The organism is Corynebacterium sp. KPL1995, from assembly GCF_000477935.1.
Lineage (GTDB): Bacteria > Actinomycetota > Actinomycetes > Mycobacteriales > Mycobacteriaceae > Corynebacterium > Corynebacterium pseudodiphtheriticum.
On record NZ_KI515715.1, the window covers coordinates 1,296,422 to 1,314,898 of the forward strand.

Annotated in this window: 17 protein-coding genes and 2 tRNA genes; 13 read left to right on the forward strand and 6 right to left on the reverse strand. The window is 57.7% G+C overall.

All coding sequences use genetic code 11. The features are described 5' to 3' along the window. The first annotated feature begins 1 nt into the window (after position 1). The 4 genes from era to HMPREF1292_RS05770 all read left to right on the forward strand — a co-directional run bounded on the left by era (position 2) and on the right by HMPREF1292_RS05770 (position 3,800). Positions 2-928 carry a GTPase Era gene (era, locus tag HMPREF1292_RS05755; RefSeq protein ID WP_023019113.1) on the forward strand — a complete coding sequence of 309 codons (927 nt, stop codon included), beginning with the start codon at positions 2-4 and terminating at the stop codon, positions 926-928. A 3-nt stretch (positions 929-931) separates the two neighbouring features. Next, positions 932-1,672: a DNA repair protein RecO gene (recO, locus tag HMPREF1292_RS05760; protein ID WP_082936022.1), complete on the forward strand. Its 741-nt coding sequence runs from the start codon at positions 932-934 to the stop codon at positions 1,670-1,672. A gap of 44 nt (positions 1,673-1,716) precedes the next feature. Then, positions 1,717-2,454: an isoprenyl transferase gene (locus tag HMPREF1292_RS05765; protein ID WP_034645153.1), complete on the forward strand. Its 738-nt coding sequence runs from the start codon at positions 1,717-1,719 to the stop codon at positions 2,452-2,454. Positions 2,455-2,540: 86 nt separating this feature from the next. Beyond that, the gene (locus HMPREF1292_RS05770; RefSeq protein WP_051137375.1) at positions 2,541-3,800 is read left to right on the forward strand and encodes a VIT1/CCC1 transporter family protein; all 1,260 of its coding nucleotides are present in this window, start codon (positions 2,541-2,543) and stop codon (positions 3,798-3,800) included. A 112-nt stretch (positions 3,801-3,912) separates the two neighbouring features. Here the strand turns inward: HMPREF1292_RS05770 and HMPREF1292_RS05775 are convergent, their stop codons facing one another. Beyond that, positions 3,913-4,350, reverse strand: a complete 438-nt coding sequence (locus HMPREF1292_RS05775; protein ID WP_023019117.1) for a Fur family transcriptional regulator — start codon at positions 4,348-4,350, stop codon at positions 3,913-3,915. Between the two features lie 13 nt (positions 4,351-4,363). Continuing rightward, the gene (locus HMPREF1292_RS05780) at positions 4,364-4,651 is read right to left on the reverse strand and encodes a metalloregulator ArsR/SmtB family transcription factor (protein WP_021351783.1); all 288 of its coding nucleotides are present in this window, start codon (positions 4,649-4,651) and stop codon (positions 4,364-4,366) included. 493 nt (positions 4,652-5,144) lie between these two features. On the opposite strand from HMPREF1292_RS05780, the gene HMPREF1292_RS05785 reads away from it, so the two are divergent. Both HMPREF1292_RS05785 and HMPREF1292_RS05790 read left to right on the forward strand, forming a co-directional pair. Then, entirely contained in the window at positions 5,145-6,524 is a 1,380-nt protein-coding gene (locus tag HMPREF1292_RS05785) for a glycine--tRNA ligase (protein WP_023019118.1), read from the forward strand. A gap of 44 nt (positions 6,525-6,568) precedes the next feature. Then, positions 6,569-7,156 carry a hypothetical protein gene (locus HMPREF1292_RS05790; protein ID WP_023019119.1) on the forward strand — a complete coding sequence of 196 codons (588 nt, stop codon included), beginning with the start codon at positions 6,569-6,571 and terminating at the stop codon, positions 7,154-7,156. On the opposite strand, the gene HMPREF1292_RS05795 is transcribed toward HMPREF1292_RS05790, so the two are convergent. Continuing rightward, positions 7,153-9,435, reverse strand: a complete 2,283-nt coding sequence (locus HMPREF1292_RS05795) for a TPM domain-containing protein (protein WP_023019120.1) — start codon at positions 9,433-9,435, stop codon at positions 7,153-7,155. The two genes, HMPREF1292_RS05790 and HMPREF1292_RS05795, sit on opposite strands and share 4 nt — an antisense overlap. Positions 9,436-9,485: 50 nt before the next feature. Between HMPREF1292_RS05795 and HMPREF1292_RS05800 the strand changes: the two genes are divergently transcribed. The 3 genes from HMPREF1292_RS05800 to dnaG all read left to right on the forward strand — a co-directional run bounded on the left by HMPREF1292_RS05800 (position 9,486) and on the right by dnaG (position 13,653). After that, positions 9,486-10,256, forward strand: a complete 771-nt coding sequence (locus HMPREF1292_RS05800) for a YdcF family protein (RefSeq protein ID WP_023019121.1) — start codon at positions 9,486-9,488, stop codon at positions 10,254-10,256. Next, on the forward strand, positions 10,253-11,623 hold the full coding sequence (locus HMPREF1292_RS05805; RefSeq protein ID WP_023019122.1) for a deoxyguanosinetriphosphate triphosphohydrolase: 1,371 nt from the start codon (positions 10,253-10,255) through the stop codon (positions 11,621-11,623). The genes HMPREF1292_RS05800 and HMPREF1292_RS05805 overlap by 4 nt, the downstream gene beginning before the upstream one ends. A gap of 125 nt (positions 11,624-11,748) precedes the next feature. Next, a complete protein-coding gene (dnaG, locus tag HMPREF1292_RS05810) occupies positions 11,749-13,653 on the forward strand; it encodes a DNA primase (RefSeq protein WP_021352368.1) in 1,905 nt (634 codons plus the stop codon). Between the two features lie 141 nt (positions 13,654-13,794). Here the strand turns inward: dnaG and HMPREF1292_RS05815 are convergent, their stop codons facing one another. Beyond that, positions 13,795-14,079, reverse strand: a complete 285-nt coding sequence (locus HMPREF1292_RS05815; RefSeq protein WP_023019123.1) for a hypothetical protein — start codon at positions 14,077-14,079, stop codon at positions 13,795-13,797. A gap of 549 nt (positions 14,080-14,628) precedes the next feature. On the opposite strand from HMPREF1292_RS05815, the gene HMPREF1292_RS05820 reads away from it, so the two are divergent. Next, on the forward strand, positions 14,629-15,108 hold the full coding sequence (locus tag HMPREF1292_RS05820) for a hypothetical protein (protein WP_023019124.1): 480 nt from the start codon (positions 14,629-14,631) through the stop codon (positions 15,106-15,108). Between the two features lie 480 nt (positions 15,109-15,588). On the opposite strand, the gene HMPREF1292_RS05825 is transcribed toward HMPREF1292_RS05820, so the two are convergent. After that, positions 15,589-15,661: transfer RNA gene (locus tag HMPREF1292_RS05825), tRNA-Asn, on the reverse strand. A gap of 324 nt (positions 15,662-15,985) precedes the next feature. Here HMPREF1292_RS05825 and HMPREF1292_RS05830 point away from each other — a divergent pair. Continuing rightward, positions 15,986-17,368, forward strand: coding sequence for an NAD(P)/FAD-dependent oxidoreductase (locus HMPREF1292_RS05830; RefSeq protein WP_023019125.1), 1,383 nt, complete (start codon positions 15,986-15,988; stop codon positions 17,366-17,368). Between the two features lie 120 nt (positions 17,369-17,488). Next, positions 17,489-17,562, forward strand: a tRNA-Ile gene (locus tag HMPREF1292_RS05835). Between the two features lie 180 nt (positions 17,563-17,742). On the opposite strand, the gene HMPREF1292_RS11385 is transcribed toward HMPREF1292_RS05835, so the two are convergent. Next, entirely contained in the window at positions 17,743-17,955 is a 213-nt protein-coding gene (locus HMPREF1292_RS11385) for an excalibur calcium-binding domain-containing protein (protein ID WP_232218039.1), read from the reverse strand. Here HMPREF1292_RS11385 and HMPREF1292_RS11390 point away from each other — a divergent pair. After that, positions 17,865-18,059, forward strand: a complete 195-nt coding sequence (locus tag HMPREF1292_RS11390; RefSeq protein ID WP_023019127.1) for a hypothetical protein — start codon at positions 17,865-17,867, stop codon at positions 18,057-18,059. The genes HMPREF1292_RS11385 and HMPREF1292_RS11390 overlap by 91 nt on opposite strands. Positions 18,060-18,477 lie beyond the last annotated feature (418 nt).

The following is an 18,477-nucleotide window of genomic DNA, read 5'->3' on the forward strand; positions in this document are numbered from 1 at the left end:
TATGAGTCTGGATAGCTACCTCGATGTGCCCGAAGGCTTCCGTTCTGGTTTTGTCAGCTTCGTTGGGCGCCCAAATACCGGAAAATCGACGTTGACTAATGCCTTGGTGGGGCAGAAGATCGCGATTACCGCCGACCAACCAGAAACCACCCGGCATGCTATTCGCGGGTTGATTCACCGCGATGATGCGCAGGTCGTGGTCGTAGATACCCCAGGTTTGCACCGCCCGCGCACGCTGTTGGGCGAGCGGCTTAATGAGCTGGTGAAAGACAATTATTCGGATGTCGATGTAATCGGTTTTACCGTGCCTGCCGACGAGAAAATCGGCCCCGGCGACCGCTGGATTCTGGAGAATATCCGCAATGTAGCGCCGAATGTACCGATCATTGGGATTGTCACCAAGCTGGATAAAGTGGGCAAGGATGCCGTCGGCAAGCAGCTTATTGCGCTGCATGAAATGCTTGGTGGTGACAGCGAGGTGGTGCCGGTTTCTGCGACGAAACGTACGCAGATTGATGTGCTGACGGACGTGATCGTGCAGCAGCTGCCGGAAGGGCACAAGTTTTATCCAGACGATCATATTACGGATGATGACAATTTCACCCGCATTAGCGAGCTGATCCGGGAAGCAGCTTTGTCGGGCTTGCGTGATGAGCTTCCGCACTCGGTGGCCGTGGAGATCGACGAGATTCTTCCCGACGAGGACCGCCCGGGTGTGAGCAATGTGCACGCGGTGTTGTATGTGGAACGCCCTGGCCAGAAGAAGATCATCGAAGGTAAAGATGGTCGCCGTTTTGGCCGCATTGTGCATAACGCGCGCAAGCAGATTATCGAGCTGTTAGGGCATAACGTGTTTTTGGATTTGCGTATCAAAGTGCTGAAGAACTGGCAATCGGATCCGAAATCGCTAGGTCGGCTGGGCTTTTAGACTGTGGCGCGGAGCAAGCCTTACCGGGAAGATGCCATGGTCGTGCGCACCTATGATTTTGGCGAAGCCGACCGCATCATCGTGCTGTTGACGAAGCAGCACGGGGTGGTGCGCGCGGTGGCCAAAGGGGTGCGCCGGGCGAAATCACGTTTTGGCTCGCGCTTAGCACCGTTTGTGCACCTGAATGTGCAGTTGTACCCGGGCCGTAGCCTAGCGACCATCACTGGTGCGGATACCGTGGCGTTTTTCGCTACCGGCATTATTGACGACTATGAGCGTTATACCTCTGGTTGCGCCATGCTGGAAGCTGCCGAGCGCTTAGCCCAGCCAGCAGATACGGCGATGTTTGATGCCTTGCTGGAGGCCCTAGGGCTGCTTGCCGACGCCCGGGACCCGATTGCGGTACTGGATTCTTTTTTGTTGCAGGCAATGGATTTTGCCGGTTGGGCACCGGTGTTATTCGAGTGCGCCCAGTGTGGTCGGCCCGGCCCGCACCATGCTTTTCACCCTGGGGTCGGTGGCGCGTGCTGCCACGAGTGTCGCCCGAGCGGCTCGGCGGATATCAATGAGGAAGTGCTGCATTATATGTGGCTGCTTGCTGGACGACACTGGGAGAAAGCCGCAGAAATTGCTCGCGCACACCCGGATTATTCCAGCACTGCTCACCGGCTGGTGCGTACGCATTTGCAATGGCACATGGAGCAGAACGTAAAAGCGTTGCACATCATGGAACAATCGCTGTAGCCAAGCATTCCTTGCGCGCTACCCGCGCACTAGACTGTGATGCGATGAGTATTTTTGACACGGACCACCAGATCCCGCAGCAGTTTATTCCGCGTCACATTGCCCTGGTCATGGACGGAAATGGCCGGTGGGCGCAAGAGCGTGGCATGGAGCGCACCGAAGGCCACAAGCGTGGCGAAGCAGTGCTCATGGATGCCGTTGACGCGTGCCTGGAACTGGGGGTGGAATATCTTTCTGCGTACGCGTTTTCGACGGAAAACTGGCGCCGTTCCGCCGGCGAAGTGCGCTTCCTCATGGGCTTCAATCGAGATGTGCTGCGGCGTCAACGTGATGTGTTGCATGATAAGGGTGTGCGCGTGGTCTGGGCGGGGCGCCGTCCGCGGCTGTGGCGCAGCGTAATTAACGAGTTGCGTGCGGCTGAAGAGTTGACGAAGAACAATACTCGGATGACATTGGTCATGTGCGTGAACTATGGTGGTCGCGCTGAGCTTGCCGACGCTATGCAGTCAATGGCCCGGGATATCGAGGCCGGTACGTTGCGCGTCGGGGAGATCAGTGAGAAAACCATTGGGCGTTATTTGTATGATCCCGGAATGCCCGATGTGGATTTGTTTTTGCGCCCGTCGGGGGAGAAGCGGACCTCGAATTTTCTGCTGTGGCAATCGGCGTACGCGGAGATGGTGTATCAGGATAAGCTGTTTCCGGATTTCACCCCGCAGGATCTTTACGACGCCGTGGCGGAGTACGCGCGGCGTGACCGCCGCTTCGGGGGAACGAAGTGAATCCGGACAGCAGTGGTGGTCGGAGGCGACCAGCACTACCAGGACAGCAGGTGCAACATGCGCAGCAGGCGCAGCCGACGCGGAGAATGCGACCACAGCAAGCAGGACTACAAGCACAGTCTGTGTCTGCCGCCGCGCCCTCCGAGGAACAACTGGAACGCTGGCGTCGCTATCTAGCTAATGAGCGCTCGGAGGCAGCGGTGTATAAAACATTGGCTGCCCGGCAGAAGAACCCGGAAGATCGCGAGATTCTCAGTAAGATCGCGGAAGCGGAATCGCGGCATCAGCGTTATTGGCTCGATAAGCTCGGCGATCAACTTGGCGCACCGCGGAAAGCCGATTTTAATACTCGTTTATTAGGCTTTTTGGCGAAAGTTTTTGGTTCCGTGTTTACGCTCGCTTTGATGCAGTCTGCGGAATCGCGCAGCCCCTATCTTGCCGACGAAGACGCCTCTGATCAGTTGGCAATGGATGAAAAGGTCCACGCAGAAGTGGTGCGTGGCTTGGCGACGCGTTCGCGCGAGCGAATGTCAGGGACTTTCCGTGCTGCGGTGTTCGGTGTAAACGACGGATTGGTATCCAATTTGGCGTTGGTACTGGGGGTTTTAGGATCCGGTGTCGGCAGCACGGTGGTACTGATCACTGGTGTTTCCGGATTGCTCGCAGGCGCATTATCCATGGCAGCCGGTGAATTTATTTCTGTGAGGTCGCAAAATGAGTTGTTGGGTGCTTCCACCCCGCAGACGTCCTCGTCAGCGATGGCAGCCAACGTGGACGTGGAGGCTAATGAGTTGGCCTTAGTCTTCCGGGCCCGTGGCATGTCGGAGGCTGAGGCGCAGTACAAGGCGGATCAGCTGTTTGCGCGGATCTCCCATTCTGCAGAAAGTTATGCAGAAAGGTTTAGCGGTGGCGGGCACAGCCCGGAAAACCCCAGTCCGGAAAATCACAACCTAGAAAATCCCGGCTCGGAAAACCCGAGCACGAAAAGCGCCGGCCCGGAAAATCCGAGCGCGGAGGTCCGTGGTGGGGAAGCAGCAGAAGATGAGGAGTTCGCGGAAGCGCACACGCCAGGCGGTGCATGGGAAGCGGCTATCTCCAGTTTCTGTTTTTTCGCCGGCGGAGCTCTGTTACCGATCTTGCCTTTTATTTTTGGTGCCTCGACCACCCTGGGTGCCGTGATTGCTGTGGTGCTGGTGTCGCTAGCACTGCTGATGACAGGTGCGGTAACCGGGATCTTGTCCGGGAAACCGCCGGCCTGGCGCGCGTTGCGACAGCTGCTGATCGGGCTGGGTGCAGCTGGCATCACTTATTTGTTAGGCCTGGCCTTCGGCGGAGTGGTTGGCTAAAGCTGCAAGTCCGTCGCATGCGGAGGCAAGCTCGCCGCACGCTAAGACAGAGTCCGACAGAGTTGCGTACCGTGCGATAGCTACAGCACGATAGCGACGGTGGCTACCGCAACTATTTGTTGTTGCCGTCTTTCTTACTACTGCAGTCCGCACAGATGCCGAAGACTTCGGCATCGTGGCCAGTGAGCTGAAAACCGTAGTCGGCCACTACATCGCGTGCCCAGCTTTCTACTGGGCCGCCGTCGATTTCTTCGGTGCGGCCGCATTCGGTGCAGACTAAGTGGTGGTGATGATGATGAGATTCGCAGCTGCGGTACAGAGTTTCGCCGGATGGCATGTGCAGCACATCGACGGCATCGATTTCTGATAACGATTGCAGGGTGCGATAGACCGTCGTTAAGCCAACCTGGTTTTCGCGGTGCACTAATTCATGATGAATGGTTTTCGCGGACGCGAACTTGTCTAGGTCGTTTAACACCTGAATAACGGCGGTTCGCTGGCGAGTATTACGCGCGCCTAGTTTCGGGATGGCGGACTGTACGGAAGACATTGCTCCAGTCTATTTAAGGAGCGATGCTAGCCGCAATGGCTGCGATGTTGAGGGCTTCACGGCGGGTCAGTTGGTAGGTGACTTCGCGTCCACAGGCGTGAGAGCTGACCAGACCGGATTGCTTGAGGATGCGCAGGTGCTGGCTTATCAGTGGTTGCGAGCGTCCTAGTTCGCGGACGAGTTCATAGACACAGCAGTCGCGCTGGCTTAAGCAGTGCAGGATTTGCAGGCGTAGCGGGGAGTTGAGTGCGCGAATAATAGTCGCAGCAGCGGTGGTGTTCGCGATAACGTCGGTAGGCATCACGAGTCCTTCCTGGTGGTTCTTATCTGCCGACACCGATGTGACGAGAGATAGCAATCCCGTGCATAATGGGATCGATCTTCAATAAAAGTTATCTTAAATCTTAAGACACTTCAGACGCCTGAACAAAACTAACCAAGTGTTACCTTATATTTGCAGGGGGTTCGGGTTTTCGTCTCCACCCCCATACGGGGATATTTATGTATCGGGAAGGCGGCCCCGGCAAACCCGCCCCCGGCAAACCCGCCCCCGGTAATCCGCGCCTGGAAAACCCGCGCTCGGTAGCCCTGGTCCGGCAACGCTGGTTCGGCAGTGCTGGTTTGGCAAACTCATATCGGCGTTGTGCAGCGGCGGCTTGTCTGGCGCCGCGGACGCAAACACAAGAATCGAGAAGTTCGGCAGTCTGGACTACCTAACTCAGGTATGTTTTCCGATGCACGGTAGGATGGCCTGCGAGAACCGACTTATCCCCTACCAGAGGAGTCCTTTTACAATGGCGAATGTCATCGACACCGTCGTAAACCTATGCAAGCGTCGCGGCCTGGTCTATCAAGCAGGTGAAATCTATGGCGGCTCGCGCTCGGCATGGGACTACGGCCCGCTCGGCGTCGAATTGAAAGAAAACATCAAACGCCAGTGGTGGCGTCACATGGTGCAATCCCGCGATGACGTCGTCGGCATTGACTCTTCCATCATCCTGCCGCGTCAGACCTGGGTCTCGTCCGGCCACGTTGAAGTGTTTACCGACCCGTTGGTGGAATCGCTGTATACCCACAAGCGTTACCGTGCTGATCATCTGCTGGAAGCCTATGAGGAAAAGCATGGCCACCCACCAGAAAACGGCCTGGCAGATATCAACGATCCAGAAACCGGCCAGCCAGGTAACTGGACTGAGCCGCGCGCGTTTTCTGGATTGCTGAAGACCTTCCTAGGCCCAGTCGACGACGAAGAAGGCCTGCACTACCTGCGCCCAGAAACTGCGCAGGGTATTTTCGTGAACTTCAAGAATGTGCTGACCTCTTCGCGCATGAAGCCACCATTCGGCATCGCGAATATCGGTAAGTCCTTCCGTAACGAGATCACCCCGGGTAACTTCATCTTCCGCACCCGCGAGTTCGAGCAGATGGAGATGGAATTCTTCGTCGAGCCTGGCACCGATGAAGAATGGCACCAGTACTGGATCGATGATCGGCACCAGTGGTACATCGACCTGGGCATTAAGCCAGAAAACCTGCGTTTGTACGAGCACCCACCAGAGTCGCTGTCGCACTACTCCAAGCGCACCGTCGACGTGGAATACGCTTTCGGTTTCCAGGGCTCCAAGTGGGGCGAACTGGAAGGCGTGGCCAACCGCACTGACTACGACTTGCGTGTGCACCAAGAAGGCTCGGGCGAAGACATGTCGTACTACGACCAGACCAAGGAAGAGCGCTGGATTCCGTACGTGATTGAACCTGCCGCTGGCCTGGGTCGTTCCATGATGGCTTTCCTTGTCGACGCCTACCACGAGGAAGAAGCACCTAATGCCAAGGGCGGAACCGACAAGCGCGTCGTGCTGCGCCTGGACCGTCGCCTGGCTCCGGTCAAGGTAGCGGTTTTGCCGTTGTCCAAGAAGGAAGAACTGACCGGCCCAGCCAAGGAATTGTCGCAGAAGCTGCGCCAGCACTGGAATGTTGATTTCGATACTTCCGGTGCTATCGGTCGCCGCTACCGCCGCCATGATGAGATCGGTACGCCGTTCTGTGTGACCTATGACTTCGATTCTTTGGAAGACGGAGCCGTCACCGTGCGCGAGCGCGACACCATGGAGCAAGAGCGCGTGGCCATCGAGGATCTGGAATCCTACTTGGCTGCACGCCTGGTCGGCTGCTAAACGCTTATAGCCCCGTAAAAGGGGCTCGATAGAAAGGCACGCGCATGCGCTACACCAGTTGGGACCGTAATGACCGCAATACCCCGGTGTTGCTGGAAGAAGACGGGCCAAACCGTCTGGGAGTGTTCAGCGATGAGCTGGCGCAGCTGGACGGGGCCAACTGGCAGCTGCAGGTAGAGCAGTCTCGTGGGATTGAAGCTGTGGATGCTGAAAGCTCGCAGCTGAAGCTGTCTGTCGAAGGCAACCTAGCGCGTGCATCGCGTTTGCTTGCCCGCGTGGGCGAGCGCGAATTTACCTTGATCAATGAATCCGGCAAGAATTGGATCATTGACGACGAAAACGGCAACAAGGTTGCCCAATTCAGCGGTGCTAACCGGGGAGTGCGCCGCGCCATCCTGGAATTCGATGGACCTACAGCTGCTGGGGCAGCAGCCAGTGGACCAGCAGGTGCTGGGGTAGGAGCCAGTGGGGAAGAAACCCGTGGGGCAGAAGCATTGAGCCGCGACGAAATCATCGCGCTGAGTTTTAGCGCACGCATGATCCTGGAATCACGGCTGTCGTCGTCGGCAGTAGGCATCATCGCCACACTATTGTTATGCACAATCGTGGCGATCCTGGCCTTCTTGTTCTAGAACGAGCCGCCGGAGTGACCGCCACCGAAGCCACCACCCCCACCAAAGCCTCCGCCGCCACCGAAACCGCCGCCGAAGCCACTGCTGCCGCCGGATCCGCCCAAGATGGACCCCAGCACCATTCCGGTTAACAAAGAACCGGTGGAGCTGCGACCACGGCGGTAACCATAGCCACCGCGTCTGGTGGGGCCACCGGGGCCGCCAAAACCACCGTGCTCATTCATCGACCGCTGGTGGTCTTTCACGTCGTCTTCAGCGCGCTTAATCGCGGCTTGTGCCGCCTGACCGGCGCCACGGGCAGCCTCAATGCCTAAACGCGCATCCGTCTGACGCAACTGCAGGGCCTCGGCGTGCATGCGTTGGGCGTCGGCAAGCGCGGTCCGAGCCCCGGATTTCACGATTCGTCCGCGGGAAGAAATCAGATCCTCTGCAGCCTGAACTCGCGAATTCGCAGACTCTAGCTGTTGTTGCAAAAGCTGCAACGTGCGCTGGTGATCGGCGGATTTCTCGCGCACCCGGTCCAGCTTGTCGTCCAATTCGGTATCAGCATCCAGTAGGTGGTTGTAGCTGCCCAGCGGATCGCTGTCTTTATTTTCTTTGGCGTGCGCCAGCGCTTGTTGTGCGTTGTCGACCACGGAATCGAGCCGGTCCCAATCTGCCGGAGTGCCATCGTGCGAGCCGCGTTGCTTCAACTGCGCGGCCTCGTCGATCTCTTCTTCTACTTCAGCAATCAGATCGTTGATACTGGATTTCGCGGTGGCGATATCCGAACGCGCGTTTTCCACGCCGTCGAGAAGCCGGGTGGTGACCTCCAGCGCATGTTCTGTTTCGCGGATGGTTTCTACTAATCCCTGCTGCTGACCAGCCGGCTTATCCTGCAGCTCGTTAGCGTGCGAGAGCAAATCTTCGGCTTCTTCCAAAGAAACCTCGGCCATCTCTGGGTTATCGGCGATGGTGTGCAACACATCTTCTGAGTAGCTTTCCCGCAACGATGCCATGGTGGATTGGGCTCGGTGTAATTGGGAGCGTGCAGCGACGCTGCGCTGGGTAAGTTCAGAAATCTTGGAGTCCGCCTGGGCCAATAAGTTGCGCATCTCCGCGAATTTTTCGGCCTGGGAATCCAACTCACGGTCGGCCTTGCCACAATCGGAGATGATTTCCACCAACCGTGCACGACGCTGATCTTCCGGCAGGGCGTTATGCGCGTCCAACTCTTTTTTCGTGCGGAAGGCGCGCTGCATGACAGATTTAGAATTGTTCATCGCGCGCGTGAATTGTCGGACACGGTCGGCACCGAATTCTGCGGTTGCCAAGTCCAGCTCTTCCTTCGCGCGCCGGATGGACTCATCAGTCGAGGTGATTTCTTCATCGGCGCGCTCTTCCAACGTCGCCGCCGGCAGGCGCAGCAGCGAGCTGGTGTCGTCCGGAGAAATTCCGCGCGCATCGGAGAGCAGCTGGGAGGAATTTTGTTGGGTTTTCCGGCGGTTGTAATACCACACACCACCGCCACCTGCGACGGCTGCGAGACCACCGGCTGCAAGCCAGCCCGCCCCAGACGAGTCGCTGCCGCCAGCATTACCAGCGTCGCCAGCAGAACCCGTGCGCACGGCTTGCGCAGCAGCGAGCCCGGCGCCGGCGAAGTTGTCGTTAATCAACTCGTCGTACGCGGCGGCGGAAGCAGCATCGAGTTTGTCTTGGCTCCAGGTGCCACCCGGCGAGGCGTAGACATCGTATTGGCTGTCGTCCACGGCAATGGCCAGCACACCGACGTTGCTGCCCTGGCCGCCACCGTTGGCCGCGGCGGTGGTCTCTGCGTATTCCTGCGCGCTCATCCCGCCGAAGGTGTCGGTGTAGACGATATAGAACTGAATGCGATCCGACTGTTGCAACTGTTTGAGCTCGTCGTTAATTGCTTGCTCGTCGTCCGCGGACAGGATGCCGACGCCGTCGACCAGCTGGCTATTGAGCCGCCCCGCATCGACGGCCTGGGCAAGAACCGTGGTGTGGGCGGGCAATGGGCGCTCGGCGGTTGCCGCTAGGTGCGTTTCGGCTAGCGCGGGGGATTCGGTGGCAGCGCTGGCGTCGGCAGCACCCATGCCGAACGACGCAGCCCAGCCTGTTGCCGCGAAAGCCGCCGCAATTCCAGCAGTAGTTCGAAATCCACCGCGGGCACCGGAGCCGAGCAGACGGTGTCGAAAAGCGATGGCCGGACGGGCACCGGAAGCCTGTGCGTGCGCTGTAGACGTTGAAGACTCGAAAGAAGTTGAATTCTGCCGCATGACGACGATGATACCCGCGAAGCCAGGACGGTTAAGGCAGACTAGAGGGCGTGAATTCACTAAAAATTGCACGGAGGGGCCTGGCTGCGCTGGCGGGTACGTCGTTGCTAGGGGCGGTTGTACAGGCCAGCCGGGTGCTCACCGTGGCCTATCGGCGCCGTTACCTGCCGGTCTACGATCCCGAGGCCATCGTGGTTTTAGGCACTGCGCAGTACAACGGAACCCCGTCGCGGCAATTCGCGGCGCGTCTGGAACAAGCGGTGTTTGCTGCGCGTATTTTCCCCGACGCTCAGGTGTTGTGCGTGGGCGGCGCGCTGCCGGGCGATACCGAAACTGAGGCTGCGGTTGGTGCAAAATATTTGCAGGCACGTGGGATTGTCCGGGCGGAAGGCATTGGTGTGGGCTCGGATACTGCAGCGAGCCTGGCGGCGACGTTCGACCGCTACCCGGAGCTGCGGGGCCGTGATGTGTTGCTGGTGACTGATCCGAACCATAGCGCGCGGGCGGAAAAAATCGCGCGGCGTTTTGGTGTGTTACCGCAGGCTTTTCCCACACCGTATTCACCTTGCCAATTTCCGGGTTTGGCTTGGTGGAAATCGTTGTTACACGAGATCGGCGGGTTGACCGTGGCGGATGTGCATGTGCTGGCGGGAGCATCGGCGGCGGTTAGGCTAGAAAGTGTGCTGCGGAAAGCGCAGGCGCTGGTGTGGCCCTCGCGGCGCATGCGCCATGAGTATTTGCGCGCGCAGCATGAGCATGAGCAGGCGCGGGTGCAGGCGCAACAGCAATGCGGAGAAAACGGACAGGAGAGTAGCCAGTGACAGCAGCCGGGAAGGTCTACCGCTACGGCGTCGCAGATACGCAGCGTCGTTATGCAGAACAGGCGAAACAATCGCACTTGTCGACGGCTACTACCACCAGCACCGGTAGTTTGCTGGATCCGGCGAGCGTAGAAAACGCAGAACAGCGTGACGAGTTTTCCCGTGATCGTGCCCGCGCGCTGCACTCGGCTGCGCTGCGTCGGTTAGCGGATAAAACCCAGGTGGTGGGCCCGCGCGATGGGGATACTCCGCGCACTCGCCTGACACATTCCCTGGAGGTTGCGCAGATTTCCCGTGGCATCGGCGAAGGCCTGGGCCTGAACCCGGATTTGTGCGAGATGGCAGGGCTCATCCACGATATCGGCCACCCGCCGTATGGTCACAATGGTGAGACCGCGCTCAATGAGCTTGCCGACGAATGCGGCGGCTTCGAAGGCAATGCGCAAACCTTGCGGATTCTGACGCTGTTGGAACCGAAGATTCTGGACGACGCTGGCACAAGCCGCGGGCTGAACCTGACCCGGGCGGCACTTGATGCGGCGTGTAAATATCCACGTACCAAGACCAATGCGGATGGCAGCACCAACCGAAAATATGGCTGCTATGACGAACAAGCCGACGTGCTCGATTGGATCCGCGCCCATGATCCGGCGGGAAACCACCGTAGCGGCCAGGCGCGGCCCACGATGGAAGCGCAAACCATGGACTGGTCGGACGATATTGCTTATTCCGTGCACGATGTCGAAGACGGCGTGGTCGCTGGGCGCGTGAACCTGGCGGTGCTGTGGGACCTGGTGGAGTTGGCCGCGTTGTCCGAAAAGGGAGCCAAGGCTTTCGGCGGGGATGCCGAAGAACTTCTCGACGCCGCCGGTGCGCTACGCGAATTGCCGATCATCAATGCCGCAGTAGATTTCACCCCGAGCCTGCACGGGTACGTACAGCTGAAAGCCATGACTTCCGAGCTAGTAGGCAGGTACGTTGGCGCGACTATTGCGGCGAGCCGGGAGCACAACGCGGAGCTCGTCGGCAAGGGCGAACTAGGGCGTTACCAGGGTGAACTGCTGGTTCCGCGACAGGCAGCGGCCGAGGTGAAGCTATTGAAAACCCTGGCTGTGCTGTACGTGATGGATGAGCCTTCGCACTTAGCGCGGCAAGACCGCCAGCGCGAGCGGGTCTATAACGTCTACGACTACTTGGTGGCTGGCGCGCCGGGTTCGTTGGACCCGATGTTTGGGCTGTGGTGGCGGCAAGCAGAGAACTCAGCACAGCGGCAGCGCGTGATCATTGACCAGATTGCCTCGATGACGGAATCGCGGTTGGAACGCTTGGCCCAGCAGGCCGCGCAGCTATCCGGGTTTTTGCACTAGCACTAGCGTGCTGCCCGGCTATCCGCGAGCAGTAGGCCCACTCTTGGTGGCCAGTATCCTCGAGCATTCGGCCCAATCCTGGTGGCCAGCTACGCTGTCGCGCCCGGAAAAGGTAGTCTTTGGGCATGGCTCAAGGACGGATCCCCGATAGTGATATTCAGGCAATCCGCGAACGTGCAGCTATCGACGAGATCGTCGGCGAGTACGTACAACTAAAAAACGCGGGGCACGATTCACTCAAGGGGCTGTCGCCGTTTAAAGACGAAAAGACGCCGTCGTTTCATGTGCGTCCGCAGCGCGGCTATTATCACTGCTTTTCCTCAGGCAAAGGTGGCGATGTTTTCAGCTTCCTCATGGAAATGGAACAGCTGACCTTCCCGGAGGCTGTGGAAGCCGTCGCGGAAAAGATCGGTTATCACATCACGTATCAGGGCGGAACCACTGGTGGTCGGCGGGAAAAACCTGGCACCCGCCAACGCCTGATCCAGGCCAATCGTGTGGCGCACGAGTTTTATCGTGAGCAGCTCGAAACCGAGCAAGCGCGCACTGGGCGGGAATTTTTGCTGGACCGCGGGTTTTCCCGCGAGCAGATCTACGAGTTTGAAATAGGTTATGCCCCGGCAGGTTGGGACACAATGACCAAGCATTTGCTGCGCAAGGGCTTCGAGTTTGATGAGCTAGACAAGGCAGGCCTGTCGAAGATGGGCAAGCGCGGCCCGATTGACCGTTTCCATCGCCGACTGTTGTGGCCGATCAAAGATATCGCCGGCAACGTGATTGGTTTTGGCGCCCGCAAGCTTTTCGACGACGACAAGTTGGGCAAGTACATGAACACCCCGGATACCATGCTGTATCACAAATCAAAGGTGTTGTTTGGCCTGGACATGGCGAAAAAGCATATCGCTGCTGGGCATCAGGCGGTGGTCGTGGAAGGCTACACGGACGTCATGGCGATGCATGCCGCGGGAGTGAAAACCGCGATCGCTGCCTGCGGTACCGCTTTTGGCCAGGATCACTTGCAGGTGATTCGCCGGTTGATGCTGGACGATAACTATTTCAGCGGTGAGCTGATTTATACCTTCGACGGTGACGAGGCTGGGCAGAAGGCTGCGTTGCGCGCATTTTCCGGCGAACAGAAATTTTCGGGACAGTCTTTCGTAGCTATTGCTCCGCCGGGGATGGACCCGTGCGATCTGCGCCTGGAACGTGGCGACGCTGCGGTGCGGGATCTGGTGGCTGACCGGATCCCGATGTTTGAGTTCGTGATTCAGTCCATCCTGGCCAGCCACAAGCTGGATACTGCTGAAGGGCGCCTTCAGGCTTTACGACGCACCGTGCCGGTGGTTGCTGGTATTCGTGACAAACCGCTGCAGATGGAATACGCACGGCGCTTGTCCGGGTGGGTCGGCTGGGATAGCCCGGATGAGGTCGTCGCGCAGGTGCGCAAGGAATCTGCGAAGGTACAGAACCCACAGGAAACGGTGAAACGTGCGCGTCGGTTTGATAATGACAGCCAGCGTGATGCCCGGCAGGACAAGCCCGGCATCGTCGCGCCGAACCCGCGGGATACTTACTTGTGGCCGCAGCGGGAATCGCTGAAACTGGCGCTGCAGTACCCGCAGCACGTCGGCGAGTACTTTGATGGCTTGGGTGAAGATGTCTTCAGCAACGAGGCTTACCGCGCGGTGCGTGCCGCGATTTACCAAGCCGGGGGAGTAGCTAATGCCAGCGACGGCGTCGACTGGATTGCTGCGGTTGCTGAGCACATGGCGGACCTGGTGGGGCGTTCGCTGGTTTCAGAATTGGCGGTGGAAGAAATTCGCTATGCAAGTGCGGGGCTGGAAGCCTACGTTGACATGGTGTTATCCCGGTTGCAGGAAGCCCGGGTAGGCGATCAGATCGCGCAGTTGAAAGCACAGTTACAACGCATGCGTCCGAGTGATGATGAGCAGACCTATCACTCGTTGTTTGCCGATTTGGTGGCCTTGGAGCAGGCGCGCCGGGACCTGATTGCTCGAGCGTTCCGGTAGCTAGGTGCTGCGGGGTGCGCGCGTCCCGGGGTAGTGGGGCTGCTAGTTAGTCGCCGTCGCGCTCGCGCTAGTCTTTGCGGCTGGCACTAGTCCTCGTCCACTTGCTAGTCTTCGCTGCGCTCGCTATCCCTCGTCGGTGCGCTAGTCTTCGTCGTGTTCGTAGATACGGTCTGCTGCTGCGCGGCCGTCGTACTCAGCATCGTTGCGCTTGCCATTTTTGCCGGCGCGTAAGTCTTTGACCTCGCGCATGCGTGGTTCCGGGTCCAGCTTGTTGGCGATGGCCTTGCGGGTTGAACGAGCCACGGATTGGGTGACTGGGGAGTTGATCGCCTTTTCGTAGGCGCCTTTGATTTGGTGGAACCGCTTTCGGCCCGCCTTCGTGCCGAAGACGTATCCCGCGGTGGCACCGACGACGAACTGAATCATGGTGAAACGTTTCCCTTTTCCTCGCGTTTGTTGTGCACGTGCTCGCGCAGGGGCGTGCAATGAACTGTGCTCTAGCCTACCTGCCTCAGCTTACTAGTTTAGGTCTACTGACTTGGTCTGGTTGTTTCTTTGGTTGGCGCGGCCTAGTTGGTTCGGTCTAGCTGTTTAAGTTTACTGGCTTGGTCTGGTTGTTTCAACCTAGTTGTTTCGGTGGCTTTAGCTGGTGCGGGGGTGACGGGATTCTACCGCGGCGTGGTGGTGCGAATAAGGGGTTTTCTTGTGCACACTAGTTAAATCAGATTTTCTGGTTCGTGTGCCCAAAATCCTAGTTTTTTGAGCGTTACCTAGTAATTTTAAGGCAAGCGTAACCACCGTCACTAGGTAGCTTGCCGTGATATGTGCCCCACATTTTGGGGTTTAGGCACCTTGTTGACGTGTCACTATAGGTATACTCACTAAACGTGTCGAGCTGGAGTTCTCAGAGGTTAGACACCGCCTCCCCAGCAAACGCTGGGAAAACTCACAAGACTCACAAGAAGGGTTGAAGACATGAAATCGAATACTTTCCGCCGCGTTTCCATCGCGGCAGCCACCGCCGCTCTGGGCCTGACCCTGGCAGCCTGCAGCAATGGTGGCAATGGTGCCCCAGTGACCGTCACTGAAACCGCAGCACCAGCACAACAGAATAACCAGAACAACCAAAACAGTGGCCAGGAAACTGTCACCGTAACTGAAGGTGCTGGCGCTAACGCTGGCAACAACGCCGGTGCCGGTGCCGGAGCTGGCCAGGCGGGTGGCGGCGCTGCCACCAACAACCTGCCTACCGATATCACTGGCTACACCGGTGAAGCAGAGCGTGACCTGACCGAAGAGCGTCTGACTAAGGACGAAGTAGCTCAGGTTCTGCAGCGCGCCCACAATGGTCAAGCCAAGGTTAAGTGGGACAACGACGGCTACTGGGAAGTTGAATCTGGTGGCATCGACATCGACATCGACCAGAACGGTTTGATTCTTAACGTTGACCGCTAAATAGGTCACCTCGGCTTCTGCATAGCTTTTGTGACTATGCAGGGCATTCACTAATTGGTTCTTTTGGGAACCCAGCGAAACCGCCCGATGCGCGCATAGCGTGCCGGGCGGTTTTCTTATGTCGTGGTGGCGAGGGGGCCCATCGCCAGCAATCATTTCCCGCGGGAGTCATGTCGCCGGGGATCGTCGTGCGCGGGAATCATGTCGCCGGGAGGCATGTCTATTGTGTCTTTTTTACAAATAGGCCCGCTGAAAGAGGCCGTTTTCGTTCACTATTTGTAAAAAAGACACAAAATATCTAGATCCCGACACCGGGCAACAATCCCGGACACACTTTTGCTACTTAACCCCGCACTTTTGTGGCACAGCCCATTTGTCACATATCCCGTATATCCCGCCCTCGCATAAGCCTAGTCGGATTCAGGCACGGAAAAGCCCCGCAAGTCAGTGCATTTACTGACCCGCGGGGCTGAAATATTGCTCCTCCAACTGGGCTCGAACCAGTGACCCTTCGATTAACAGTCGAATGCTCTGCCAACTGAGCTATGGAGGATTATTTTCTACGTCTTCTGGCTTGACCTTTGGTTCTGATTTGCTCTGAACCTTTCGGCCTGTGCCTTCCGGCGCAACGATGATTAACTATATAAGTGTATTTGGTGTAGTGCAAATCGCCAGCGCATAGGCGTTTTTTGGCCGAGTTTGTAGCCTTCTTATCTGTAGCGTTCTTATCTATTGTGATGACTGTAACCTGCCAGGCGGGAATTATCTGGGATTCCTTGTCGTTGCGGAGGGTAGTAACACCGATTGGTGCCGATTGAAGGCAATCGGCGCTAATCGGACAGATTTACCGAATGAACGAAGAAAGGCCTAACAACGAATGACTGAAAACATGAAGGTCGACGTTCTGGTTATTGGTTTCGGCAAAGCCGGTAAAACCATCGCTATGAAACGAGCCGCATCAGGTGACCGCGTGGCGCTCGTTGAGCAATCCAGCGCCATGTACGGCGGAACCTGCATCAACATTGGCTGCGTGCCGACGAAAGCCCTGCTCACCGACGCAGAACGTCACCACGCCAAACCCACCACTGATGATTCCACGGCTTTTTCGGAAGCCATCCAGCGTCGCGGAACGCTGACGTCGAAGATGAACCAGGTGAACCTGGACCTCGCGGAAGGCAAAGGCGTCATTGTCGTCGACGGTCACGCTAGCTTCATTAGCGAAAAGACCGTGGAAGTCACCGGCGGCGAAGAGCGCATGGAAATCACCGGAGAGACGGTCATCATCAACACCGGCGCTGAGCCCGTCGTCTTGCCGTTGCCAGGCGCCGACCTGGAGCGCGTCATCGACTCCACCCAGGCACAGCGGTTGGACGAACGCCCAGACTCCCTGCTGATCGTTGGCGGCGGCCCTATTGGCATGGAATTCGCAACCTACTTCGCCAAGTTCGGCACGAAAGTGACCGTGGTCGATACCGTCGACAAGCCATTTGCCAACTTTGATCGCGACATTGCAGAACACGTCGGCACGATCATGGACAACTTGGGCATTACTTGGATCACGGGAGCCCAGGTCACTGAATTCCGCGAAAGCGGCGCCGATGCTGTCACTACTGTGTGGAAAGACGGTGACGGCAACGAACAAACCGCGGATACCGCGCAGGTACTGGTCGCCGTCGGGCGGAAACCAGCGACGAAAGACCTCGGTCTGGATAAGGCAGGCATCGAGCTCACTGAGCGCGGGGCAGTAGCCGTCGACAAGCACCTGCGCACCAACGTCGAAGGCATCTACGCCGCGGGTGACGTCAATGGTGGGCCGCAATTTACCTACGTGTCGTTTGATGATCACCGCGTAATTCTGTCGGACCGTTGGGGCGATGGCTCCCGTACGACGGACAACCGTGTGGTGCCGACGACGACGTTCATCGACCCGCCCTTGGCGACGGTTGGTTTGGGTGAAGATGCTGCCCGCGAGGAAGTCGAAGCACGCGGCAACACTCTGGACGTCAAGGCAGCGGATATCAAGGATATTCCGATCATGCCGCGCCCAAAGATCCTGGGTAAACCTGAAGGGCGCGCGAAGATTTTGGTTGAGCGCGAAACCGACCGCATCGTGGGAGCAACCTTGCTGTGCGTCGATGCCCAGGAGCTGATTAACACGCTGGCGCTGGCGATGTCTGCTGAGATTCCAGCAAGCACCGTCGGTGGTGGAATTTACACTCACCCAAGCTCAAGCGAGGTTTTCAACGCTTTGCTGGGGTAGTGGTAGACGGCGATTAATTTGCCGTTATACTTAAACGATAGTTTCGGTACTTCGGCTCGGCTGCTCCACCGCAGAGATTTTGCGGTAGAGTCCTCGGGCCGTGATGTGCGGGAACTGGAAGGGGCTATAGCTCAGTCGGTTAGAGCAGTGGACTCATAATCCATTGGTCGCGGGTTCGAGCCCCGCTGGCCCCACAGTATGGCATCAGTTGCGTCCTAGTTGACACTAGGAGTCACAACATGGTGGACATGCCGGCGGTATCTGTTTTGATTCAGGTACCGCCGGTTTTTCTCATTTTCGCCCAGATTTCCTGGGCGAGAGTTGAGCAGTCTATTGCTCGGTAGCAAGCAGGGTATTCCCAAAAGTTAAGGTTCTTATTCGCAGGCTACTCCGTCACCGTCGCGGTCCAACTTGGTGCTATAGCCTGGATTTCCTCGGTACAGTGGGGCAGCGCCAGCTGCACGTGCTGCAGCGCAGTTAGGGTAAAAGGCGCTCGGTGCTGGAGCTGGCGCTTCGGCTGGAGCTGGTGCTGGTGCAGGCGCTGGAGCTGGCGCTTCCGCAGGTGCTGGTGCCGGTGCCGGTTCAATATGCTGTTGTTGCTCTGCTGGCTCCGAAGGGAGTATTGGGCTTGGCTCGTCGACATATTTTTCAGGTACATGAGAACCACCAGTGGTGCTTGTCTTCGTGCTAGAAGACTTGGTGGAAGACTTTGTAGTTTTCCGAGTCGTGGAACTTGCGGAAGTTGTGGTCGTTGATTTTCTAGTAGAGGATTCCGTCGGGGTACTCGATGAACTAGTTGTAGTAGCAGGCTTGTTTTCTGGTTGCTTTGATTCTTCAGTTGACGGAAACAGAATCAATCCCAGTACAAATAAGAGAACGGATACAGGGGTGACGATCTTCCAATGCCGATTAAGTGCTGAGGACGGGTTTGAGCGATCTCGACGTTCATGCAACAAGAACCAGGCCCCGGGGATTGCGATTGCCAGTCCAATTAAGATGGCTGCGAAGAAGCCCGCAAACCCGCCGTACGTAGGTGAGGTGATAAAAAACAGGATTCCGAGTCCAACGGAAACCCAGGCAAGAGTCATTTTGATGCGAGAACCATTACC

Coding starts and splice junctions, on each gene's coding strand:
- HMPREF1292_RS05815 (WP_023019123.1), bottom strand. CDS start 14,079: ATGATTCAGTTCGTCGTCGGTGCCACCGCGGGATACGTCTTCGGCACG.
- HMPREF1292_RS05775 (WP_023019117.1), bottom strand. CDS start 4,350: ATGTCTTCCGTACAGTCCGCCATCCCGAAACTAGGCGCGCGTAATACT.
- HMPREF1292_RS05820 (WP_023019124.1), top strand. CDS start 14,629: ATGAAATCGAATACTTTCCGCCGCGTTTCCATCGCGGCAGCCACCGCC.
- dnaG (WP_021352368.1), top strand. CDS start 11,749: ATGGCTCAAGGACGGATCCCCGATAGTGATATTCAGGCAATCCGCGAA.
- era (WP_023019113.1), top strand. CDS start 2: ATGAGTCTGGATAGCTACCTCGATGTGCCCGAAGGCTTCCGTTCTGGT.
- HMPREF1292_RS05765 (WP_034645153.1), top strand. CDS start 1,717: ATGAGTATTTTTGACACGGACCACCAGATCCCGCAGCAGTTTATTCCG.
- HMPREF1292_RS05795 (WP_023019120.1), bottom strand. CDS start 9,435: ATGCGGCAGAATTCAACTTCTTTCGAGTCTTCAACGTCTACAGCGCAC.
- HMPREF1292_RS05830 (WP_023019125.1), top strand. CDS start 15,986: ATGACTGAAAACATGAAGGTCGACGTTCTGGTTATTGGTTTCGGCAAA.
- HMPREF1292_RS05770 (WP_051137375.1), top strand. CDS start 2,541: ATGCGACCACAGCAAGCAGGACTACAAGCACAGTCTGTGTCTGCCGCC.
- HMPREF1292_RS05780 (WP_021351783.1), bottom strand. CDS start 4,651: ATGCCTACCGACGTTATCGCGAACACCACCGCTGCTGCGACTATTATT.
- HMPREF1292_RS05785 (WP_023019118.1), top strand. CDS start 5,145: ATGGCGAATGTCATCGACACCGTCGTAAACCTATGCAAGCGTCGCGGC.
- HMPREF1292_RS05790 (WP_023019119.1), top strand. CDS start 6,569: ATGCGCTACACCAGTTGGGACCGTAATGACCGCAATACCCCGGTGTTG.